Origin of the sequence: Streptomyces sp. RB17 (assembly GCF_009604455.1) — a bacterium.
Taxonomy (GTDB): Bacteria; Actinomycetota; Actinomycetes; order Streptomycetales; family Streptomycetaceae; genus Streptomyces.
Map to the genome: position 1 here is coordinate 101,080 of NZ_WEGL01000004.1, position 19,354 is coordinate 120,433.

Genomic DNA, 19,354 nt, shown 5'->3' on the forward strand with positions numbered 1-19,354 from the left:
CCTGGGGGCTGCGCCCGCAGCCCCCGACTTCGCCTACCCGCCGACCCGACTCGGTTGGCTGGGAGGGTGCTGTTTGGGGTGGGGGTGTAGGGAGAGGGCGGTGCGGGCACCCCGTCCCTTCAAAGTCGACCAACCGCAGTGCCACACCGGCCCGGTCAGCTACCCGCCGCACCACACCGCTCCGGTCGGCTGGGCGGGTGCCCCCTCAGGAGAGAGGTGAGGGGTGCGGGGCCGCGCGGGCCCGAGGAGGAATCAGCTGGCTCGGCTGAAGGGTGACGACCTCCTGGCCCGACAAGCCAGTAGCGACACCACCCCACCCCAGCAGGCCACCCGCAGCACCGCGCCGTCCCGGTCGGCCACCCGCGGCGCCACCCCGTCCGGGGCGGCTACTCGTTGGAGAACTCCTCGACCACCGTCGCCCCCAGCTCCCGCACGATCAGTTCGTGGCCGGAGAGGGCCGACTCGTCCAGGTCGGGGTCGTCGTCCTCGGGGATGTCGTCCTCGGGGGCCACCGGAGGCGGCTCGGGCGCGGCGGCGGGCTGGCGGGCAGGGGTGGGCGCGGCAGATCCGCTACTGGTACCCGATTGCGGAGGCGCGGGCGCCTGTGGGACCGACTGGGGAGCCGCGGGGCGGGGTGCGGCCGGAGCGCCGTAGCCACCGGCACCGGCAGGAGCGCCGTAACCGCCGCCCCCGCCGAAGCCCGAGCCCCCGGCGGGCGGGGGTGCCGAGCCGCCACCGGACGGGTCGACGGCCGCCTCGATCTTCCACTGCACGTTGAACTGCTCGGCCAGCGCCGCCCGCAGCACGTCCTCGCTGCCACTGCTGACGAAGTTGTCACGGGCACCGGCGTTGACGAAGCCGAGCTGGAGGGTGGTGCCGTCGAAGCCGGCCACCTGCGCGTTCTGGCTGAGCAGGATCCAGGTGAAGCGACGACGGTTCTTGACGGCCTCCAGGATGTTCGGCCAGAGCATGCGGGGGTCGAGGCCGCCGGCGGGGGTAGCCGCCGGCACTGCCGGAGCCGCGGGGGACGCCGGGGGCTGCTGCTGGGCCGGGCCACGGGCGGGGGCCTGGCCCTGGGATGCGCCGCCCGCCGGTGCCGCCGGCGTGGGCCAGCCACCGGGGCGTCGACCGCTTCCCGCGGCAGCGGCGGTGGGCCAGGCGCCGGGAGCGGCGGCCGGGGCGGGGGCACCGGCCGCCGGCTGAGCGCCGGGGGACGTGGAAGGCGGCGCCGGGGCCGGGGCGGCAGGGGCAGCCGCTGCGGGAGTCGGCGCGTGGGGGACTGCGGGAGCCGCGGGGGCCGTGGGAGCCGTGTGTGCGGGGGCGGCCGGAGCCGGACCGCCGGCACCGGGGCCGCCGACACCGGGATCACCAGCATCCGGACCACCCGCACCCGGACCACCCGCACCCGGACCACCCGCGACGGGACCACCGGCACCAGGCCCAGCAACACCCGAACCACCAACACCAGACCCACCCACACCAGGCCCACCAGGCGCTCGCACTGCCGCGCGGGCCGCTGCCGGGCCGGTGCCGGGCGGTACGGGTGGCGTGGAGGGCATGGGGGCGCCGGCGCCGTGGGCCTCCGGTCCGGGGACGTAGCCCAGGGTGGGCGCACCGGATCCGGCCGAGAAGTGGACGCCGCGCTCGAGACGGTCCAGGCGGGCCATCATCGACCGCTCGTCGCCGTAGGCGGCGGGGAGCAGCACACGGGCGCAGATCAGCTCCAGCTGGAGGCGGGGCGAGGTGGCGCCGCGCATCTCCGTCAGGCCCGCGTTGACGAGGTCGGCGGCGCGGCTCAGCTCGGCCGCACCGAAGGTGGAGGCCTGGGCCTGCATGCGTTCCAGGACGTCGGCCGGGGCGTCGAAGAGCCCCTTCTCCGCGGCGTCCGGCACGGCGGCGAGGATCACCAGGTCCCGGAGCCGCTCCAGCAGGTCGGCGACGAAGCGGCGCGGGTCGTTTCCGCCCTCGATGACACGGTCGACGACCTCGAAGGCGGCGGCCCCGTCACCGGTGGCGAAGGCCTCGACGACGGAGTCGAGGAGCGAGCCGTCGGTGTAGCCGAGGAGAGAGGTGGCCATGGCGTACGTCACACCGTCCGGGCCCGCACCGGCGAGGAGCTGGTCCATGACGGACATGGAGTCACGCACGGAGCCCGCACCGGCGCGCACGACGAGGGGCAGCACGCCCTCCTCGACCGGGATGTTCTCCTTCTGGCACACCTCGGCGAGGTAGTCCCGCAGGGTGCCGGGCGGCACCAGCCGGAAGGGGTAGTGATGGGTCCGCGACCGGATCGTGCCGATGACCTTCTCGGGCTCGGTGGTCGCGAAGATGAACTTGAGGTGCTCCGGCGGCTCCTCGACGACCTTCAGCAGCGCGTTGAAGCCCGCCGACGTGACCATGTGGGCCTCGTCGATGATGTAGATCTTGTATCGGCTGCTCGCAGGGCCGAAGAACGCCTTCTCGCGCAGCTCACGGGCGTCGTCCACACCACCGTGCGAGGCCGCGTCGATCTCGATGACGTCGATCGAGCCCGGGCCGTTGCGCGCCAGGTCCCGGCACGACTGGCACTCGCCGCACGGCGTCGGAGTGGGACCTTGCTCACAGTTCAGGCAGCGGGCGAGGATCCGCGCGCTGGTCGTCTTGCCGCAGCCGCGCGGACCGCTGAACAGGTACGCGTGATTGACCCGGTTGTTCCGCAGCGCCTGCTGCAGCGGGTCGGTGACATGCTCCTGCCCGATGACCTCGGCAAAGGTCTCCGGGCGATAGCGGCGGTACAGCGCGAGAGACGACACGCATACGAGGTTATAGGCGCCCACTGACAACCGGCCCCGCCGCGGAACCCGGCCCCCGACCACGGATGCCGCCCCAGGAACGCAAGGGCCCCCCACGCACCCGCCAGAGCCGACCTACCCTTGCTGCCTTCCGGCCCTGGGGGAGTTCAGTCAGATAGCGCCGCGTGAGGGGCTGCGCCCCACAGTACCCGATCGCGGCCCGCGGGCCGCAACCGACGGGGGCCTGCGGGAACGAGTTCGCGAGCACTCCCCTCGGTCATGTAATGTTTCCGGCGGAGGATTCGCCTAGAGGCCTAGGGCGCACGCTTGGAAAGCGTGTTGGGGGCAACCCCTCACGAGTTCGAATCTCGTATCCTCCGCCAGTGCCTCACCGGGCACGATGTCGAAGGGCCCCCTGGAAACAGGGGGCCCTTCGTCGTTGTCGCCGTGCCCTTGAGACGAGTCGCGCGGCATACACGGCGGTACGCAGCGGGTGGTGTCCGGCGACAGGGTGTAGTGACGGTGGCGGCCTGCCCTTCGACTTGCGCTGACCTATTGATCAGAACGGTGCAGATTCCGATCACCAGGGGGTGGTCTTCACCAGAGTCGCCTGGTCCGCCTCGGCGGTCCTGGCCGCCTCGACTGCCTCCCGGAAGGTGACGACCGCCTCGCCGTTCTCCCGCGCCCATGCGGTGAGCATCCTGATGGGCTCCTCCAGGGTTCGCCCGAGATCGGTCAGGCTGTACTCCACGCGCGGCGGCGCCTCGGCGTACGCCTGCCGCTCGACGAGTCCGTTGGCTTGGAGCCGGCGCAGCGTCTGGGTCAGTACCTTGCGCGAGATGCCACCGCTCAGCTCGACCAGCTCGCCGTGACGCAACGGGCCGTCGGTCAGCGCGAAGAGCGTGACCATGGACCACTTGCTGGCAATGATCTCCATGGCCAGGAGAGCGGGGCAGTCGGCGAGGAAGGCAATTCCGGGTCGCAGGCTCATGCCCCGAAGGTTACCTGGAGGTACCTGACGGCCGACTAACGTCGTCGAGGTGCGCACGCCCCTTACTCGCATCTCGCATGATTGAGGTTTCATCCGTGTTCGTCTCCCTCGCCGTCCTCACCGTGTTCATGTCGGCGGTCCTCCTGGTATCGGCTGGGGCCAAGTCTCTGCGGACACGGCACATCACCGAGCAGATGTCCGCCCTCGGAGTGCCGCAGAGCATGATGGCTTTCCTGATCGGCGCCCAGATCGCGGGCGCGGCCGGTGCGATCGCCGGGCTCTGGTGGGGGCCCATCGGAATCGCCGCCGCGATCGGCCTGACGCTTTATTTCGCCGGGGCGGTCGTCTCCCACCTGCGCGTCGGCGACCACAAGGGCGCGCCTCCGGCGGCAGTCCTCACCGTGGCCTCCGTTGCCCTGATCGTGCTGGGCGCCGCAACCCTCTGATCCGCTGTGACGACGTGGACCGGGCGGCACGGATCGGCGGTCGCCGCCGCATGTGGACCGAGCCGTCGCACGCGTGTGCTGCGGAAGTCCCACCGCCTCCGCGCTGAGAGCAGCGTCAACGGCCCCTGACCTGGGTTTCCAGGTCAGGGGCCGCTCTCGTTACCAGTAACGGCGACCGGTTGGGGCGTTGCCCCGACCATGACCCGGCCGGGTGGTCACCGTGCCGAGATCGGCTCCGGTGCGTTGTGGGCGCGACGGTAGGCCAGTGGTGACAGGCCCAGATACGTGTGGAAGTGCTTGCGCAGGGCGACGGGGTCGCCGAAGCCGCAGGCGGTGGCGATCCGTGCGACGGTCAGGTCGGTGGACTCAAGGAGCAGGCGCGCGTGTGCCAGCCGGCGTTGTGCCAGCCACTTCAGCGGGCTGCTGCCCACCTCGCTGCGGAAGCGCCGGGTGAAGGTGCGCACGCTCATGTGTGCGTGCCGGGCCATGTCCTCCAGGGTGATCGGCTCGGCCAGCCGGTCCAGCGCCCACTGGCGGGTCGCCGAGGTGGAGCGGTCGGTGTCCTGCGGGACCGGGTGCTCGATGAACTGTGCCTGCCCGCCCTCGCGCCACGGCGCCACCACGCAGCGCCGTGCGGCGGCCGAGGCCACCGCCGCACCGTGGTCCAGACGAACCAGGTGCAGGCACAGGTCGATGCCGGCCGCTCCGCCGGCGGACGTCAGGATGCGTCCGTTGTCGACGAACAGCACGTCCGGATCGACCTCGACGTCGGGGAACAACCGCGCCAGCGCGTCACACAGCGCCCAGTGCGTGGTGGCCCGCCGGCCGTCCAGCAGACCGGCCGCCGCAAGCAGGAAGGCCGAGGTGCACAGGCTGACGATGCGGGTTTGCGGCCCTATCCGGTTCAGCGCCGCGGTGAGTCCCTCGGGGAGTCTGCCGGTCGCGAGCAGGTGCTCGGTGGGCTCCTGAGTGGCGAGAACGACGGTGTCCGCGGTCTGCAGCGCCGACTCGTCGTGGTCGACGACGAGTTGGTAGTCCTCGTGCGTACGTACCGGACGGCCGCCGAGGGAGCAGGTGCTGACGGAGTACAAGGGGGTCCCGTCCGGCTCGCGGGCCTCGTTGAACACCCGGGCCGGGATGCCCAGATCCAGCGGCAGGACCCCGTCGAGGGCGAGAACGGCAACACGATGCGGCATGGCTGGAATGGTACGACAGATGGCCTCCCGGCCACTCACCCGCCCTTGCGAGCACACGCGAGTCTTGTCTTCACCGGGACCGCAGTCCCGGCCCGAGCAAGAGCGATACGTACATGAGCGAGGACAACATGAGCGAGAACACCATGCGGGCAGTCACCACCCGGGAGTTCGGAGGGCCGGAGGTGCTGACCATCGAGGAGGTTGCGCGCCCGGTGCCGCTGCCGACCGAGGTGCTGGTGCGGGTGCACGCGGCCGGCGTCAACCCGGTGGACTGGAAGACCCGCGAGGGCCAGGGAATGGCGGGGCTGCAGACGTTCCCGCTGATCCTCGGCTGGGACGTCTCCGGTGTCGTCGAGGAGGTCGGCTTCGGTGTGACCACGCTGAAGGCCGGCGACGAGGTGTACGGCATGCCGTGGTTCCCGCGCGCCGCCGGCGGCTACGCCGAGTACGTGACCGCACCGGCCCGCCAGTGGGCCCGCAAGCCGGCCGCCCTTGACCACGTGCACGCGGCCGCCGTACCGCTGGCGGCGCTGACCGCCTGGCAGACCGTGGTCGACACCGCCCACGTGCAGGCCGGCCAGCGGGTCCTGATCACGGCTGCCGCCGGCGGGGTGGGCCACTTCGCGGTCCAGTTCGCCCGGCACCTGGGTGCCCACGTGATCGCCACCGCCAGCGCCGCCCGTCACCCCTGGCTCAAGGAACTCGGCGCGGACGAGACCATCGACTACACCACCACCCGCTTCGAGGACGCCACCAAGGACATCGACGTCGTCATCGACCTGGTGGGCGACGCCCACGACAACACCAGCACCCGCTCGCTCAAGGTCCTGCGCCCGGGCGGCCTGCTGGTCGCCGTCCCGTCCGGCGTCTCCCCGGAACTGGCCAAGGCCGCCGAGGCGGCCGGCGCCCGCTTCACCGCCTACCTGGTCGAGCCGGACGGCGAGGCGCTGACCACGATCGCAGACCTGATCGACGAGGGCGAGGTCGCCGTCGAGGTGGAGGAAACCTTCCCGCTCGAGCAGGCCGGCGCGGCCCACGCCCGCGTCGAGGCCGGCCGCACCCGCGGCAAGGTCGTCCTCACCGTCACCGACTGACCCTGCCCGCAAGCAGTTCGGAGCAACAGCATGTACTACGAGATCCGCCGCTACCAGGCGCAGCCCGGGCGCCGCGAGGAGTGGGTGCGCTACATGGAGGACGTGGTCATTCCGTTCCAGGCCTCGCTGGGCATGGATGTGACCGCCTCCTTCGTCGACGCCCAGGACGAGGACGGCTACGTGTGGATCCGCCGGTTCGAGGACGAGGCCCAAAGTGAGGCCCTGTACGCGGCCGTGTACGAGCACGACCGCTGGAAGAACGAGATCGGTCCGGCCGTCCACGGCCTGCTGATCCCCGAGAAGACCGTCGTCACCCGCGTGGTCCCCACCCCGGCCTCACCCCTGCGATGACCGGGCTCACGGCCGCTTCCTCCACCGCCGCACAGCACCGCGGCGAAGGAACCGGTCATGAGCACCGGCACGTCGCAGGCGTCGGTGCCGCCCGCCGGTCGCCCATGCCGCCGTCCCGGTCAGCGGCGGTACACCCCGCCGCTGACCGGGACGGCTTCGCGGCGGCCACCGCTGTCACCCGCCAGGGCGTGCGGCTGAAGGCATTCGGCCGCCCACAACCCGAGGGCCCAAGAGCCCGGCCACCGCGCCGGGCCCTCGGCATGTCCGGCAGCCGACGACAGCCCCACGACCTCGGGAACAGGGATCACCCCAGGTCAGCTGACTCGAACAGAAACGGAAACGCTAAGGTCGGCTGCCATGGGCATCGTGGAATCCGTCAACATCGGCAGCAGCCGGGTCACCGTGCACTCGAGCGCCGGGCGCACCGGCATCGACAAGCGGCCCGTCTCCCACCCGGTCGCCGTGTCGGCACCCGGCCCCCAAGGGGTCAGCGGGATGGCGGGTGACTCCGTCTGCGACGCACGCTTCCACGGCGGCGACCACCAGGCCGTCTACGCGTACGCCCGCGAGGAGCTGGACCTGTGGGAGCAGGAGATCGGACGGGAACTCCCCGCCGGTGTGTTCGGCGAGAACCTCACCACACGCGGGCTGGACGTCTCCGGCACCGTCATCGGCGAGCGCTGGCGGGTGGGCGATGTGGTGGTGCTGGAGGCGTCGGCCACCCGGATCCCCTGCCGCACCTTCGCCGGCTGGCTGGAACAGGAGTCCTGGATCAAGCGGTTCAGCCGGCGCGCCATGCCCGGGGTGTACTTCCGGGTGGTCGTGCCCGGGCACATCGCGGCCGGCGCCCCTGTGACGCTGCTGTCGCGGCCGGACCACGGGGTGACGTCGGCGATGGTGCTGCGCGCACTGACCGGTGAACGCGAGCTGGTGCCGCGCCTGCTGGAGGCCGACGCGCTGTCCCCGGCGCAGAGCGCGGCGGCCCGCAAGCGGCTGGGCCTGCCGACCCGGGCCTGATCAGCTCCGTCACCGGCCCGCCGGCCGCTCACCCGCACCCGTCCTCGCCCGACCACTCGCCGCTCCCCCCGCACCGGCCGCCGCGGCCGGACCCCCTTCGCCCGCGCGGCCGCGGCGGGGCGCCACGGCAGCCGCACGGCGGGGACCTCGGCACCCACGGCGGGAACGCCGGAGGCCCGGCACCACGTGTGTGGTGCCGGGCCTCCGGCCTAGCGGGGCGGAGCCCGATGTGGCCCCGGTGACCGGTGCGATCCCGCTGTTCATCGCTGTCCCTGCCGGCTCGGGAGCATCGCCAGGGCCTGCGAGCGCTGAGCCACCAGTTCGTCGTAGGCTCCGTCGCGCTCGGCCCACCGGTGCACCCGCACGCGATCGACGAGGATCTCGCGCGGAGTGGGCTCGGTCCCCAGCAGGTCCATGACCTCGGTGGCGAAGTCGTCGAGCGGCAGCGCGTGCGGGTTGACCTTTTCCTGTCCTGCCGTGGCGACTGCCGGGGGGACGAGCTCGACGACGTCGACACCGGTGCCGTCGAGCTGAGCGCGCAGTGCCTCGGAGTAGGCGTGCACCGCGGCCTTGGACGCGGCGTATGTGGGCATGGGCGGGAAGGGCAGGAAGGCGATGCCCGAGGTGACGGTGATGAAGGTGCCGGCGCCCCGCTGGACCAGGTGCGGGGTGAAGGCGTCGATGACGCGGATGGTGCCGAGCAGGTTGGTGTCGATCGTCGTTTCCGCCGCCTCGAAGTGCGCGGGGTCGCGCAAGTCCTCCAGGAGCATGACGCCCGACATGGTCACCACGGTGTCCAGATCGGGATACCGGGCGAGCGCCGCGTCACGCGCGGATGCGACGGAGGCGCTGTCGGTGACGTCGATGCTGATCGTGCCGAAGCCTTCCTCGGCGAGTTCCGAGAGTGCCTGCGGGCTGCGGCCGCCCACGGCCACGGTGCTGCCCGCCGCGACGAACCGCCGGGCCAGCTCCCGCCCGATACCCGAGGTTCCGCCGACGATGAGAACGGTGCGGTTGGAGAGATCCACGAGATCTTCCCTTCAGTCCAGGGCGCCGACGGCGTTCAAGCCCGGCACAGACAGTGATGCTCTCTGCCTCATTCGAAACAGTGCTCCTGCAGTCTTGACGGCATCCGCCGAGTGCGGCAGGGCCCCCGTCTTCCCTGGTCCTGACAGGGCCCCCGTGAGACACGCGCACCGCATTACGGTGTCGGTATGAAGGATGAGGAATCCGGCAACCGGCTCGGCAGCTACCTCCGTGCACGGCGTGAGCTGGTCTCCCCGGCGCAGGCGGGACTCCCGCCCGGCGGCAACCGCCGCGTGCCCGGCCTGCGCCGTGAGGAAGTCGCCCTGCTCGCCGGGATCAGTCCCGACTACTACCTGCGCCTGGAGCGGGGCCGTGACAAGAACCCCTCACCGCAGGTCCTCGAGTCACTCGCGCGTGTCCTGCAGCTCGACGACATCGAACGGACCTATCTGCTCGGCCTCACGGCGGCGCGCCCCAGGGCCCCGCGCCGCAGGCGGCCCGAGCACGTACCGGCCCGGGTGCACGAGCTGCTCGCCCACCTGCAGATCCCCGCGTTCGTCGAAGGACGCGCGTTCGACGTCCTGGCCTCCAACCCCATGGCCGTCGCGCTCTCCCCCCGCCTGCGGCCCGGCCAGAACCGGCTGCGTTCTCTCCTCCTCGATCCCGAGGAACGGGCCTTCCACCAGGACTGGGCGAAAGCCACCGCCGATTTCGTCGCCGCCCTGCGCACCACCATCGGGGACGACACCGACAACCCCCGGTTCGTCGAGCTCGTCGGAGAACTCGCCCTGTCCAGCCAGCGCTTCCGCACCCTGTGGGCCCGCCACGACGTCCGCGGTCTCGACGGAGGCACGACCACGGTCCACCACCCCATCGTCGGTGAACTACGCCTCCACCGCGACAAACTCCCCGTCGACGACGTCCTCCTCGTCGTCTACTACCCCGACAAGGACAGCGACAGCGACGAGAAACTGCGGCTCCTCGCCGCACTCACGCTCACCGGGTCAGCCGACGCGGCACACGACAGACCGGCGGACGAACCGCGCCCGAAGACACCCTGACGGACAGTCGATGAAGAGGACCGGGTAGACCGCTTGAGTTCTATCGGTGGTTACGAACGCCCCGATGAAGGGATGTTCGGATGCCGAGGTACGCCCCCAACAAGATGCCGACGTCGATCAAGAAGCGTTTCTTTCTCAACCGCCTCGGACGAGACGATCACGTCGTTCATCAGGTGCTACTTCCATGATCGGGAGTCACACCGTTGACCACACCCGTTCCTGGTGGCCGACGCGGTCGCCGACTCCTCCCTCGATCGCCGATCACTGCGACAACTGCCGCGCTCGGTCGGCGTGCGGACGGCACGCCGACGCCGCCCCCCGGCGAAGCCGGGGAGCGGCGAAGTGTGAGGCCGTGGCTCCGGCGCTGCACGGTCAGCTGCCCTCCAGCCCCGCGAGGTTGATCCGGCCACCCTGCAGCTGCGCGTGGTGCGGGGCGGCAAGCGATGCGTCGGTGACGTAGAGCTCGGTGCCGCGCACGGCGGTGGCGGTGGGGCTGGCCAGCCCGTCGGCCGCAGTGAGCACGGTGACCTTCGTGCCGTTCGGGTAGACCACGTCCACCTTGTCCTGGGTGTTCACCGCGGCGAACACGATGTCGGAGCGGGAGGACAGGAAGTTGAAGTCGTCAATGCCCACCTCACCATCGGCCACCTGATGGATGCGGCCCGGCTCCCCGGCAGCAGTCACGGGAACCCGCAGCAAGGTGCCCTTGTTGAAGTTCGTGACCCACACCGCCCCGTTGTGGTAGCGCAGCCCGTTGACGCCTATCGGCACCGAAGCCGTCGGGACCGGCGCGAGAGCCTGGTCGGTCAGCCACGTCCTGGCTTGGCCCCCTGCGACCGGGACGGCCCAGATCGTGCCCTTGTAGCTGTCGGTGACGTAGAGCGTCTGTCCGGCAGGGTCGATCGCGAGCCCGTTCGGCAGGCCGTCCGCGGGCAGGGCCGCGACGCGGCTGGGGTGGCCGCCCGGGGGCAGCTTCCACACTCCTGCGCGCGAGGCGTCCTTGGACCACACGTTGTAGTAGATGGTCCCGTCGCTGCCGCGGGTGCTCCCGGTGAAGCCGTCACCGAGGACGCCGGTCACCAACACGGTCTTGTGCTGCCCGTTGGCGCTCAGGCGGACCAGCTCCGGCCGCTCGCCGGCGTAGCTGCCCAGCATGGAGACGGTGAGCGTGCTGTCCGGGTTGACTGTGATGTTCTCCGGCACCTCCCCGGCGGACCAGTCGAACGAGGCGACGGTCTTGACGGCAGTGACGACCGGCTTGGGGTGTTCCTGCCCCGCGGCGGCCGACGCGTAGGGGGTCGACACGAAGACGGCCGCTGCGGCAGCTACGGCCGCGGCGAGGTTGAGGCTCTCGCTCATGGCTTGGGTTCCTTACTCTTGCTCTTTGCGCGTCGGGGACCGCGTCCCCGCTGCACAAAGAGTGGCGTGTGCCGGGCGGGGCCGGTGAGTGGCCGGGGGGCCACCTATCGCGCCATTCCGGCCATGTCGCATCGCGTCGCTGTTCTCGCCCTCGACGGAGTCCTCCCGCTGGACCTCGGCATCCCGGCCCGGGTGTTCAACGAGGCCCGTGAGCCGGACGGGACCCCTCTGTACTCCGTTGTCACCTGCGCCCTCGGCGGCCAGCCGGTGCGCACGCACGAGGACTACCGACTCGTCGTCGACCACGACGAGTCGGTGCTGGAGAGCGCCGACAGCATCGTCCTCGACACGCAGGAGCCCGGCGAGCACCCGCTCGCGACCGGCGCGCTCCCCGAGGAATTCACCGCGGCGCTGGACCCTGTCTTCATGCCGTGGCCAAGGCGGGATCACCCGAACCAGGAACCAAGGGCGAACACACGTCCAACTCCCAAGCGCCGGTCACGGTTTGCAGATCGCTTCTGAGTCCGGACCGACCGGGATATGGGTGACGAAGGGGCCGGCCGTACCGGTGATGAGCGCGACGACGACCGAGGACAGCGGTTCAGCGATGCGGTTGACAGCGAGCACGACGACCGGATGAGGGCCCACAGGTTGAGGGAACGCGCAAGCCCATGCCTCGCCGCGCATGGCGACGCCCGGCGCCACCACTGCATCTCGTCCGCTTCGCTCAACTCAGCCATCCAAGGTGAAGCCGACCTGGGGACGCTGAGCCCCCTGGACACGGGGCCTCGAGTCCACCATCAAGGGTTGCAGTTCGGGTTGCGTTCAGCCCCGTTCAGAGGGGTCCGCGAAGGGCGTGATCAGGCGTTCCGCCGCAGGTCAGAATGCTGATGGACCTGGCTGGACAGGAGGACGAACAGTTGGAAAGCGTGTTGGGGGCAACCCCTCACGAGTTCGAATCTCGTATCCTCCGCAGCCGCCTCAACCGGCGAACGAAGACCCCGGACCGCTTCAGCGGCCGGGGTCTTCTGCATGGCCTTGGTCTCGGTTCCAGCGGGCAACCGAGATCAGCATCAGGTGCACGGCAGCAGGGACAGGTCACCGTGTCTTCACCTCGGACGTGGACGACCTGGAGAAGCTGGTGCCGGACAGGATCGTGTTCAGGCAGGTGTGACCCGACCCACGCCGGTCTCGGTTCCGGTCTCGTTTCCGGCGTCGCCCTGCTGGTGCCCATCTCCGGTTCCACCGGTGCCGCCTAGGCGGTCCGGCTCACACATCACCGCGTCACCCGCACCGCCGCCGACACCGTCGCCTGGTCCAGGTCCGAGACCCGGACCGTCGCCTTCATCGTCCAGGTGCCCGGGAGGGGGAGGTCGAAGGAGTCGCTGGACCAGTAGCCGCCGTGGTCGGTGATGCGGGTGTCGAGGGGGCCCAGGTGCCGGGCGGGCAGGGTGAGGGTGACGCGGAGTTCGGGGACCGTGGACAGGCCGCCGTCGGGGCCGTAGACCACCGCCTGGACGGAGGTGCGGCCGACGCGGCCCGGGTCCAGGGTGATCTGTACCTTGCCGTGGCCGCCGGGGATGCCGACGTCGAAGGGGATCGTGGTGACGGAGACGGTCGGGATGCCGGCCGCCGGGGTTCCCCCCGCCGCGGCCTCCTCGGCCGCACGGCCGGGCACCGTGCTGGTCAGCAGGGTCGTCAGGGCCAGCACCAGCACGCCGGCGGCCACCTCCGCCAGCACCGAGCGGCGCAGGATGTGGAAGGGCGGGGGTGGGGGCGGCGTGGGAGGTTCCGGGGGGACCGGGGGCAGGGGGCGTGGGGGGACCGTGGCCGGGTCGGGGGTGCGGGCGACGGCGGCTCGGGGCTCTCGGGCCAGGCGGCTGGTCCAGGCGCGGGAGCAGGCCGCCGCCAGCAGCAGCGCGGTGACCGCCGCCAGTTTGGCCAGCAGGGTGCGGCCGTACGTCGTGTCCGTGAGCGCCTGCCAGGAGCCGAGGCCCCGCCAGGACTGGTAGACGCCGGTCAGGACCAGCACCGTCACCGAGGCGAAGGCCAGGCGGGAGAAACGGGCCAGGGTGGCGAGGGAGGTGCGCCGCAGGGTGCGCAGCAGGGCCGCGAGACCGCCGAGCCAGGCCGCCATGGCCAGCAGGTGGAGCGTGGCGGAGGCGATGGCCACGGGGACCTGGATGCCCACCGAGGCGTGTTCGGCCGCCGTCCAGGTCAGGGCGAGGGGCAGGGAGACGACCCCGGCCACGATGAGCGTCGTACGGCGCGGGAGCCTTCTGCGGCGGGCCCGCAGGAGCGCCACCGCGGCGCCGGACAGGAGCAGCAGCGTCAGGCGGGCGAGCAGGAGGGCGCCGGGGCGGGTCGTGGCCGTGCGGGTCAGGGAGCCGAGGGAGAACGCGGGCGATGTGCCCTCCTCGTAGGGGGTCCGCAGGAGGTACAGCGCCGCCGTCGTGGCCAGCAGGGTCCAGGCGGCGCCCAGGACCGGGGCGCGCAGCGGTGCCGCCGTCGGCGGACGGCAGTACGCCACGAAGGCCGCCGTGCCGAGGAGCAGGGCCAGGGAGAGGTAGGCGAGGTAGCGGGCGATGGAGTACAGGGCCGCCGTGGCGGGGTTCTCCGTGTCGTCGGGGGCCGGGCTCGCGGTCGTCGCCGTGCGGGTGCCGACCGAGAAGGTGAGCGCGCCGGACACCGGGTGGCTGTCCGCGGACACCACCCGCCAGGCGACCGTGTAGGTGCCGTCGGCGAGCTTGGCGGGCAGGGAGACGCGGGCCGTGTCCGAGCGGCCGGGGGCGTGCTCGGCGGGCCCCGTGCGCAGCGGGTGGTTGGTGGGGTCGTAGACGCGGAAGGAGTCGGTGAGCAGGCCGACCGACTCGGTGAAGGTCAGGGTGACGTGCCGGGGGGCCGTGCGCAGGAGGGTTCCGTCGGCGGGGTCGGTCGTGCGCAGGGCCGCGTGGGCGGAAGCGGGGGCCGCCGTGCCGAGCAGGAGGAGCAGGAGGCCCGCACAGAGCAGGGTCAGCCGTCGCGCCCGTCGCCGGTGTCGGTCCCGCTGCAGCACCAGCACCTCGTCTCCTCGCTCGCCGCATGCCCTCCCTATGAGTACGCGGCGACCGGCCGGAGTGCTCACCGGGCCGGCCCTCCCCGAAATGTTCGACTTCACTCGGACCCGGGGGAGTCGTCACCCGCCGACGGCCACCTCCCCTTCCAGAACAGCCAGTTGGGCGTGCTCCACCCGGGAACGGCCGGAGGAGCGGGTGACGCACAACCATTCGCGCGACTCGTGTGTCCTGTGAGCAACCGGCGTTCGCCCGGGCGCAATCCGGCGTCCGTGGCACCGCCTCGAGTCGAGGAGCCCCGTTGCGCAGAGTCCTCACGGTGGCAGCCGTGGTCACCGCGGTCGTCGCCGTTCCGCTCACCCCGGTCGCGTCCGCCGCCGCGCCCTACAAGGGGGCCAACACGGCAGCCGTACAGGACGACTTCAACGGCGACGGCTACCGGGACCTGGTCGTCGGAGCGCCGTACGCGGCCAACGGCTCCGTGGAGGGGGCCGGCGCCGTGGTGGTGCTGTACGGCTCCTCCGCCACGGTGAGCGCCACGCACCGCACAGTGATCACCCAGGCCACCGCCGGCATCCCCGGGGACCCGGAGGAGTACGACCGTTTCGGCACGGCGGTGGCGAGCGCCGACCTCGACCGGGACGGCTACGCCGACCTGATCGTGGGCGCCCCGAACGAAGGTGTGGCCGACAAGCTCTCACGGGGTTCCGTGACCGTCGTGTGGGGCGGTCCGAAGGGGCTGAGCGGCGGCGCGACCGTCGCGCCGCCCAAGGGGTACGGGGACGGCCGGACGTACTGCCGCTTCGGGATGTCCCTGGCCACCGGCGACATGGACGGTGACGGCGCGCCCGAACTGTCCGTCGGCTCCGACTGCGAAGCGACGGCGTACGCCGGCCCGTTCAGCCGCACGGGGCAGGCGGCCGGTGTCGAGAGGCGCCGGGACATGGGCGACACTCGCGGTGTGGTCATGGGAGACGTCGACGGTGACGGCAAGGCGGAACGGTTCTGGCTCCCCGGGCCGACGGACGGCGACCTGCGCGGACCGGTCCGGTACGACGACGGCGACGGCGGCTTCGGTATCAAGCTCCCCTACGCCGACGGCCATGCCGGGCAGATCGGCGATGTCAACGGTGACGGCTACGGCGACCTGATCACCGGCATCGCGGAGGACGACTACCTCGCGAACGAGACCGGCGCCGCCCACCGCGGCGGCGAGATCCAGGTCCTCTACGGCGGCCCGCGCGGCATCACCGCCGACCAGCATCCCCAGGTGTTCCACCAGGACACGCCCGGCGTCCCCGGGACCGCGGAGAACGGCGACGCGTTCGGCCAGTCCCTCAGCGTGGCCGACGTGGACGGCGACGGATACGCGGACGTCCTCGTCGGCTCCCCCTGGGAGGCGGTCGGCACGCACAAGCTCGCCGGCACCGCCGTGCTGCTGCGCGGCTCCGCCTCCGGCCTGACGGCCACCAAGGCCGTCGGCTACACCCAGGACACCGCCGACGTGCCGGGCGCGGTCGAGACCGGCGACCAGTTCGGGGCCGCGGTGCACCTGGCCGACCTGAACCGGGACGGAAAGGCGGAGACGGTCGTCGGCGCGCCCACGGAGAACAGCGACGGCTGTGTCTGGGTCGCCCGGGGTTCGGCTTCCGGTCCGGTGGCCAAGGGCTCGTTCAACGTGTGCGGCAAGAGCGCCGGCATCGGCGTGTACAACGTGAAGGGCTACTTCGGCGCGGCCACGACCAGCGCTCACGTGGAGCTCTGACCCCCGCCGGGGCATGATCGGGGTCATGGACGTCACCCTGCACCTCGCCCAGGACCCCGACGCCGACGCGCTGCTCGGGCGGTCCCCGCTCGCCGCACTCACCGGCATGCTGCTCGACCAGCAGGTCCCGATGGAGTGGGCGTTCAAGGGACCCCGGACCATCGCCGACCGGCTCGGCGCCGGACCGGCCGGGGATCTCGACGCGCACGACATCGCCGCGACGGACCCGGAGGCCTTCGCCGCGCTGCTCGCCGAGAAGCCGGCCGTGCACCGCTACCCGGGCTCGATGGCCAAGCGCATCCAGCAGCTGTGCCAGTACCTCGTCGAGCACTACGACGGGGACGCCGAGGCGGTCTGGCGGGACGTGCCGACCGGTGCCGAGCTGCTGAAACGGCTGGAGGGCCTGCCCGGGTTCGGCAAGCAGAAGGCCCAGATCTTCCTCGCCCTGCTCGGCAAGCAGCTCGGCGTCACGCCCGAGGGCTGGCGGGAGGCCGCGGGGGCCTACGGCGAGCGCGAGTCCTTCCGGTCCGTCGCCGACATCACCGGGCCGGAGTCGCTGGCCAAGGTCCGGGCGCACAAGCAGGAGATGAAGGCGGCGGCGAAGGCCTCCGGCAAGTCGGGCCGATAGGCGGGGAGGGTGGGGCCGCGCCCCTTTCGGGCGCTTCACCCGACCGGCCTCTTCCTGGTGGCCGCCCCGTCCCCGCCGTTCACAGCATGGACCATGACCGAGGCACCGAACACCGGTCCGGAGTGGGGCCGTGAGTACGACGACCGGAACGTGCACGCGGCCGCGCCGCCGGGCGAACGCCGAGAGCCCGAGCCGCCGTTCGAGGGTCCCCTGCACGCCCTGTCCCGGGCCGCCTGGCAGGTGGTCCTGGTCACCGGCATCGCCTCGCTGATCCTCGGTGTCCTGGTGCTCGTCTGGCCCGGCCCCTCCCTGCTCGCCGCCGGCATCCTGTTCGGGCTCTACCTCCTGATCAGCGGCATCTTCCAGCTGGTCGCCGCGTTCGGCACGCACAAGACGACCTCTTTGCGCGTGCTGGCGTTCATCAGCGGCGCCCTGTCGATCCTGCTCGGGCTGTTCTGCTTCCGTGGGCCCATGCAGTCGATCCTGCTGCTCGCGCTGTGGATCGGCATCGGCTGGCTGATCCGCGGGATCACCCAGACCATCGCCGCCGTACAGGACTCCCGGACGCCCGGCCGGGCCTGGCAGATCTGTCTGGGGGTGCTCACCTTCATCGCCGGGATCGTGCTCATCGACTCGCCGTTCCACTCGGTCGCCGTGCTGACGCTCGTCGCCGGCGTCTGGCTGCTGGTCGTGGGGATCGTGGAGATCGTCACCGCGTTGAGCATCCGCGGCCGGGCGAAGGCGATCCCGCGGACGCTGTGAACACCGGCGTCAACCGGCGGAGGCGCACCTACGCCGAGCGGGCGGATCTCGGGCCCGGCGCGCTGCACACCCCGCGCGCCCGGGGACACATCTGACGTGAGCAGGACCGCGAGCGTCCCCCGGAGCCGTACCTGGCTGCGGGCGCTCGCGCTGCTCCTCGCCCTGTGGGTGCCCGGCGCCCATGTGCAGGCCCAGGCCGCCCCCGCGCTGGGCGCGTCCGCCGGGACCTTCGAGCACGACGTCCTCGACACGCTCGTACGGCCGCCCGCCCCCGCCGTCCACCGCGCCGGCGTACCCGAGCGCCCCGCACCCCTCCCCGCCCCGGCGTCCATCCGGCCGGCGGTACGAGCCTGCCCCGCCACACCGCGGGTGCCGTACGCCCCGCCCCTGCTCCGCACGGTGGTCCTGCGCTGCTGACAGACCCGCGTTCCCGCGAAAGGCCGGTCACCGGTCAGTCAGACGCAAGGAGCAGACGCAAGGAGCAGCACAGCCATGCCCATGGATCCCTACGCCGTCCTGCGCGCCCTGCTGCGCGCGGAAGCCCGGCGGGTCACGGCACCCGAGCCGGAGCAGAAGCACAAGGGCAAGGACGAACCGCAGCGGCCGCCCGAGGAACGGGACCGCTGACCCGGTACCGGCGGAGGCGGGCCACGCCTCCGCCGGGCCGTGCCGAACGCCCCTCGTTCCCGGACCCCGGCTGCCGGTAGCAGCGCATATGACCCGTTTGCGGCATCTTTTCAAGTGGTGCACTACGCCGCCATGGCTGCGCCCGGAAGGTCTTGACCGGTAGGCTTTCCGTGTGATCTTCAAGCGCATCGGAAACGGCCGGCCGTACCCCGACCACGGCCGGGAAAGCACCCGGCAGTGGGCGGACGTCGCGCCGCGCCCGGTCCGCCTCGATCAGCTCGTGACCACCAAGCAGCAGCTCGACCTGGAGACCCTGCTGGCGGAGGACTCGACGTTCTACGGCGACCTCTTCGCGCACGTCGTGAAGTGGCAGGGCGACCTCTATCTGGAGGACGGGCTGCACCGCGCGGTCCGCGCCGCCCTCCAACAGCGCCAGGTGCTGCACGCGCGCGTGCTCGAACTCGACTGACCCGGCGCGACACGACCACCGGTCCTTGACCCTTTCGGGTTCCGCTGAGCGGCATCGACTGATCATCTGATAGGCAGCGCCGCTCGTGCGCACTACGCTGCGCCCATGAGCATGCTCACTCCCCCCGGCATGGGCGGCCAGTACCGGATCACGGGGGACAAATACCCCCGGATGCGTCCGCCGCGCCGACGCGCCCGGCTCGTGGCCGCCGTGGTGGCGTCCGTCGCCGTGCTCGCGCTGATCGGCTGGGGCACCCTGCAGCTCATCGACGTCTTCACCGGCGGCGCCAAGAAGAGCACGACAGCCGGCTCGAAGACCGCCTGCCACCCCAAGGTCGACACGGCCGCACAGGTGAAGGCCCTGCCGAAGCCGGCCCAGATCACCGTGAACGTCTACAACGCCACCGCGCGCACCGGGCTCGCCAAGTCCACCGCCGACGAGCTGAAGAAGCGCGGCTTCAAGATCGGCAACGTGGGCAACGCGCCCGGGGAGTACGACAAGAAGGTCAAGAACGCCGGGATACTGCTCGGACCGCCCTCCGCCCAGAACACCTCGCTGACCGTCCTGGGGGCGCAGCTCGCCGGCGCCGAACAACGCGCCGACGGCCGCAAGGGCACCGATGTCGACCTCATCCTGGGGGACGGCTTCAAGACCCTGGCCACTCCGGCGGCCGCGGAACAGGCGCTGACCAGGCTGACCGCACCCGCACCGACGGCATCCACGAAGAAGAGCTGCTGA

General features: G+C 71.8%; 19 protein-coding genes, 1 tRNA gene and 1 other RNA gene. 14 read left to right on the forward strand and 7 right to left on the reverse strand.

Features of this window, described 5'->3' with window-relative positions; genetic code table 11:
* Positions 1-386: 386 nt before the first annotated feature.
* Positions 387-2,792 carry a DNA polymerase III subunit gamma and tau gene (locus SRB17_RS18345; RefSeq protein ID WP_323375863.1) on the reverse strand — a complete coding sequence of 802 codons (2,406 nt, stop codon included), beginning with the start codon at positions 2,790-2,792 and terminating at the stop codon, positions 387-389.
* Between the two features lie 80 nt (positions 2,793-2,872).
* Positions 2,873-2,969: signal recognition particle sRNA small type (gene ffs, locus SRB17_RS18350), an RNA gene on the reverse strand.
* Between the two features lie 97 nt (positions 2,970-3,066).
* On the opposite strand from ffs, the gene SRB17_RS18355 reads away from it, so the two are divergent.
* Positions 3,067-3,154 (forward strand) — tRNA-Ser (locus SRB17_RS18355).
* A gap of 197 nt (positions 3,155-3,351) precedes the next feature.
* Here SRB17_RS18355 and SRB17_RS18360 read toward each other — a convergent pair.
* The gene (locus SRB17_RS18360) at positions 3,352-3,762 is read right to left on the reverse strand and encodes a winged helix-turn-helix transcriptional regulator (RefSeq protein WP_153540096.1); all 411 of its coding nucleotides are present in this window, start codon (positions 3,760-3,762) and stop codon (positions 3,352-3,354) included.
* A 77-nt stretch (positions 3,763-3,839) separates the two neighbouring features.
* On the opposite strand from SRB17_RS18360, the gene SRB17_RS18365 reads away from it, so the two are divergent.
* Entirely contained in the window at positions 3,840-4,208 is a 369-nt protein-coding gene (locus tag SRB17_RS18365) for a DoxX family protein (protein WP_153540098.1), read from the forward strand.
* Positions 4,209-4,423: 215 nt separating this feature from the next.
* On the opposite strand, the gene SRB17_RS18370 is transcribed toward SRB17_RS18365, so the two are convergent.
* Positions 4,424-5,404: a GlxA family transcriptional regulator gene (locus SRB17_RS18370; RefSeq protein ID WP_153540100.1), complete on the reverse strand. Its 981-nt coding sequence runs from the start codon at positions 5,402-5,404 to the stop codon at positions 4,424-4,426.
* A gap of 128 nt (positions 5,405-5,532) precedes the next feature.
* On the opposite strand from SRB17_RS18370, the gene SRB17_RS18375 reads away from it, so the two are divergent.
* From SRB17_RS18375 to SRB17_RS18385, 3 genes are all read left to right on the forward strand, one after another.
* Positions 5,533-6,498, forward strand: a complete 966-nt coding sequence (locus SRB17_RS18375) for an NADP-dependent oxidoreductase (RefSeq protein ID WP_153541074.1) — start codon at positions 5,533-5,535, stop codon at positions 6,496-6,498.
* Positions 6,499-6,528: 30 nt separating this feature from the next.
* Positions 6,529-6,849: an NIPSNAP family protein gene (locus SRB17_RS18380; protein ID WP_153540102.1), complete on the forward strand. Its 321-nt coding sequence runs from the start codon at positions 6,529-6,531 to the stop codon at positions 6,847-6,849.
* A gap of 357 nt (positions 6,850-7,206) precedes the next feature.
* On the forward strand, positions 7,207-7,866 hold the full coding sequence (locus tag SRB17_RS18385) for an MOSC domain-containing protein (RefSeq protein WP_153540104.1): 660 nt from the start codon (positions 7,207-7,209) through the stop codon (positions 7,864-7,866).
* A 260-nt stretch (positions 7,867-8,126) separates the two neighbouring features.
* Here the strand turns inward: SRB17_RS18385 and SRB17_RS18390 are convergent, their stop codons facing one another.
* A complete protein-coding gene (locus SRB17_RS18390) occupies positions 8,127-8,894 on the reverse strand; it encodes an SDR family oxidoreductase (RefSeq protein ID WP_323375864.1) in 768 nt (255 codons plus the stop codon).
* A 186-nt stretch (positions 8,895-9,080) separates the two neighbouring features.
* Here SRB17_RS18390 and SRB17_RS18395 point away from each other — a divergent pair, with 186 nt between their 5' ends.
* Complete coding sequence (locus SRB17_RS18395; protein WP_153540106.1) at positions 9,081-9,953, forward strand: helix-turn-helix transcriptional regulator; 873 nt, start codon at positions 9,081-9,083, stop codon at positions 9,951-9,953.
* 372 nt (positions 9,954-10,325) lie between these two features.
* On the opposite strand, the gene SRB17_RS18400 is transcribed toward SRB17_RS18395, so the two are convergent.
* A complete protein-coding gene (locus SRB17_RS18400) occupies positions 10,326-11,312 on the reverse strand; it encodes an SMP-30/gluconolactonase/LRE family protein (protein ID WP_153540108.1) in 987 nt (328 codons plus the stop codon).
* A gap of 123 nt (positions 11,313-11,435) precedes the next feature.
* Between SRB17_RS18400 and SRB17_RS18405 the strand changes: the two genes are divergently transcribed.
* A complete protein-coding gene (locus tag SRB17_RS18405) occupies positions 11,436-11,834 on the forward strand; it encodes a hypothetical protein (protein WP_228396130.1) in 399 nt (132 codons plus the stop codon).
* Positions 11,835-12,588: 754 nt separating this feature from the next.
* Here the strand turns inward: SRB17_RS18405 and SRB17_RS18415 are convergent.
* Positions 12,589-14,367 (reverse strand): copper resistance protein CopC, encoded by a 1,779-nt coding sequence (locus tag SRB17_RS18415; protein WP_323376037.1) that lies wholly within the window; start codon positions 14,365-14,367, stop codon positions 12,589-12,591.
* 299 nt (positions 14,368-14,666) lie between these two features.
* Between SRB17_RS18415 and SRB17_RS18420 the strand changes: the two genes are divergently transcribed.
* The 7 genes from SRB17_RS18420 to SRB17_RS18445 all read left to right on the forward strand — a co-directional run bounded on the left by SRB17_RS18420 (position 14,667) and on the right by SRB17_RS18445 (position 19,354).
* Entirely contained in the window at positions 14,667-16,130 is a 1,464-nt protein-coding gene (locus tag SRB17_RS18420; protein ID WP_153540110.1) for an FG-GAP-like repeat-containing protein, read from the forward strand.
* A 25-nt stretch (positions 16,131-16,155) separates the two neighbouring features.
* Positions 16,156-16,758, forward strand: coding sequence for an HhH-GPD-type base excision DNA repair protein (locus tag SRB17_RS18425; RefSeq protein WP_153540112.1), 603 nt, complete (start codon positions 16,156-16,158; stop codon positions 16,756-16,758).
* Between the two features lie 93 nt (positions 16,759-16,851).
* Positions 16,852-17,520 (forward strand): HdeD family acid-resistance protein, encoded by a 669-nt coding sequence (locus SRB17_RS18430; protein ID WP_153540114.1) that lies wholly within the window; start codon positions 16,852-16,854, stop codon positions 17,518-17,520.
* Between the two features lie 96 nt (positions 17,521-17,616).
* Positions 17,617-17,937 (forward strand): hypothetical protein, encoded by a 321-nt coding sequence (locus tag SRB17_RS18435; protein ID WP_323375866.1) that lies wholly within the window; start codon positions 17,617-17,619, stop codon positions 17,935-17,937.
* A 75-nt stretch (positions 17,938-18,012) separates the two neighbouring features.
* The gene (locus SRB17_RS47600; RefSeq protein ID WP_267133438.1) at positions 18,013-18,147 is read left to right on the forward strand and encodes a hypothetical protein; all 135 of its coding nucleotides are present in this window, start codon (positions 18,013-18,015) and stop codon (positions 18,145-18,147) included.
* A gap of 172 nt (positions 18,148-18,319) precedes the next feature.
* Positions 18,320-18,616 (forward strand): type II toxin-antitoxin system VapB family antitoxin, encoded by a 297-nt coding sequence (locus tag SRB17_RS18440; RefSeq protein ID WP_004943146.1) that lies wholly within the window; start codon positions 18,320-18,322, stop codon positions 18,614-18,616.
* 105 nt (positions 18,617-18,721) lie between these two features.
* Positions 18,722-19,354, forward strand: a complete 633-nt coding sequence (locus SRB17_RS18445) for a LytR C-terminal domain-containing protein (protein ID WP_228396131.1) — start codon at positions 18,722-18,724, stop codon at positions 19,352-19,354.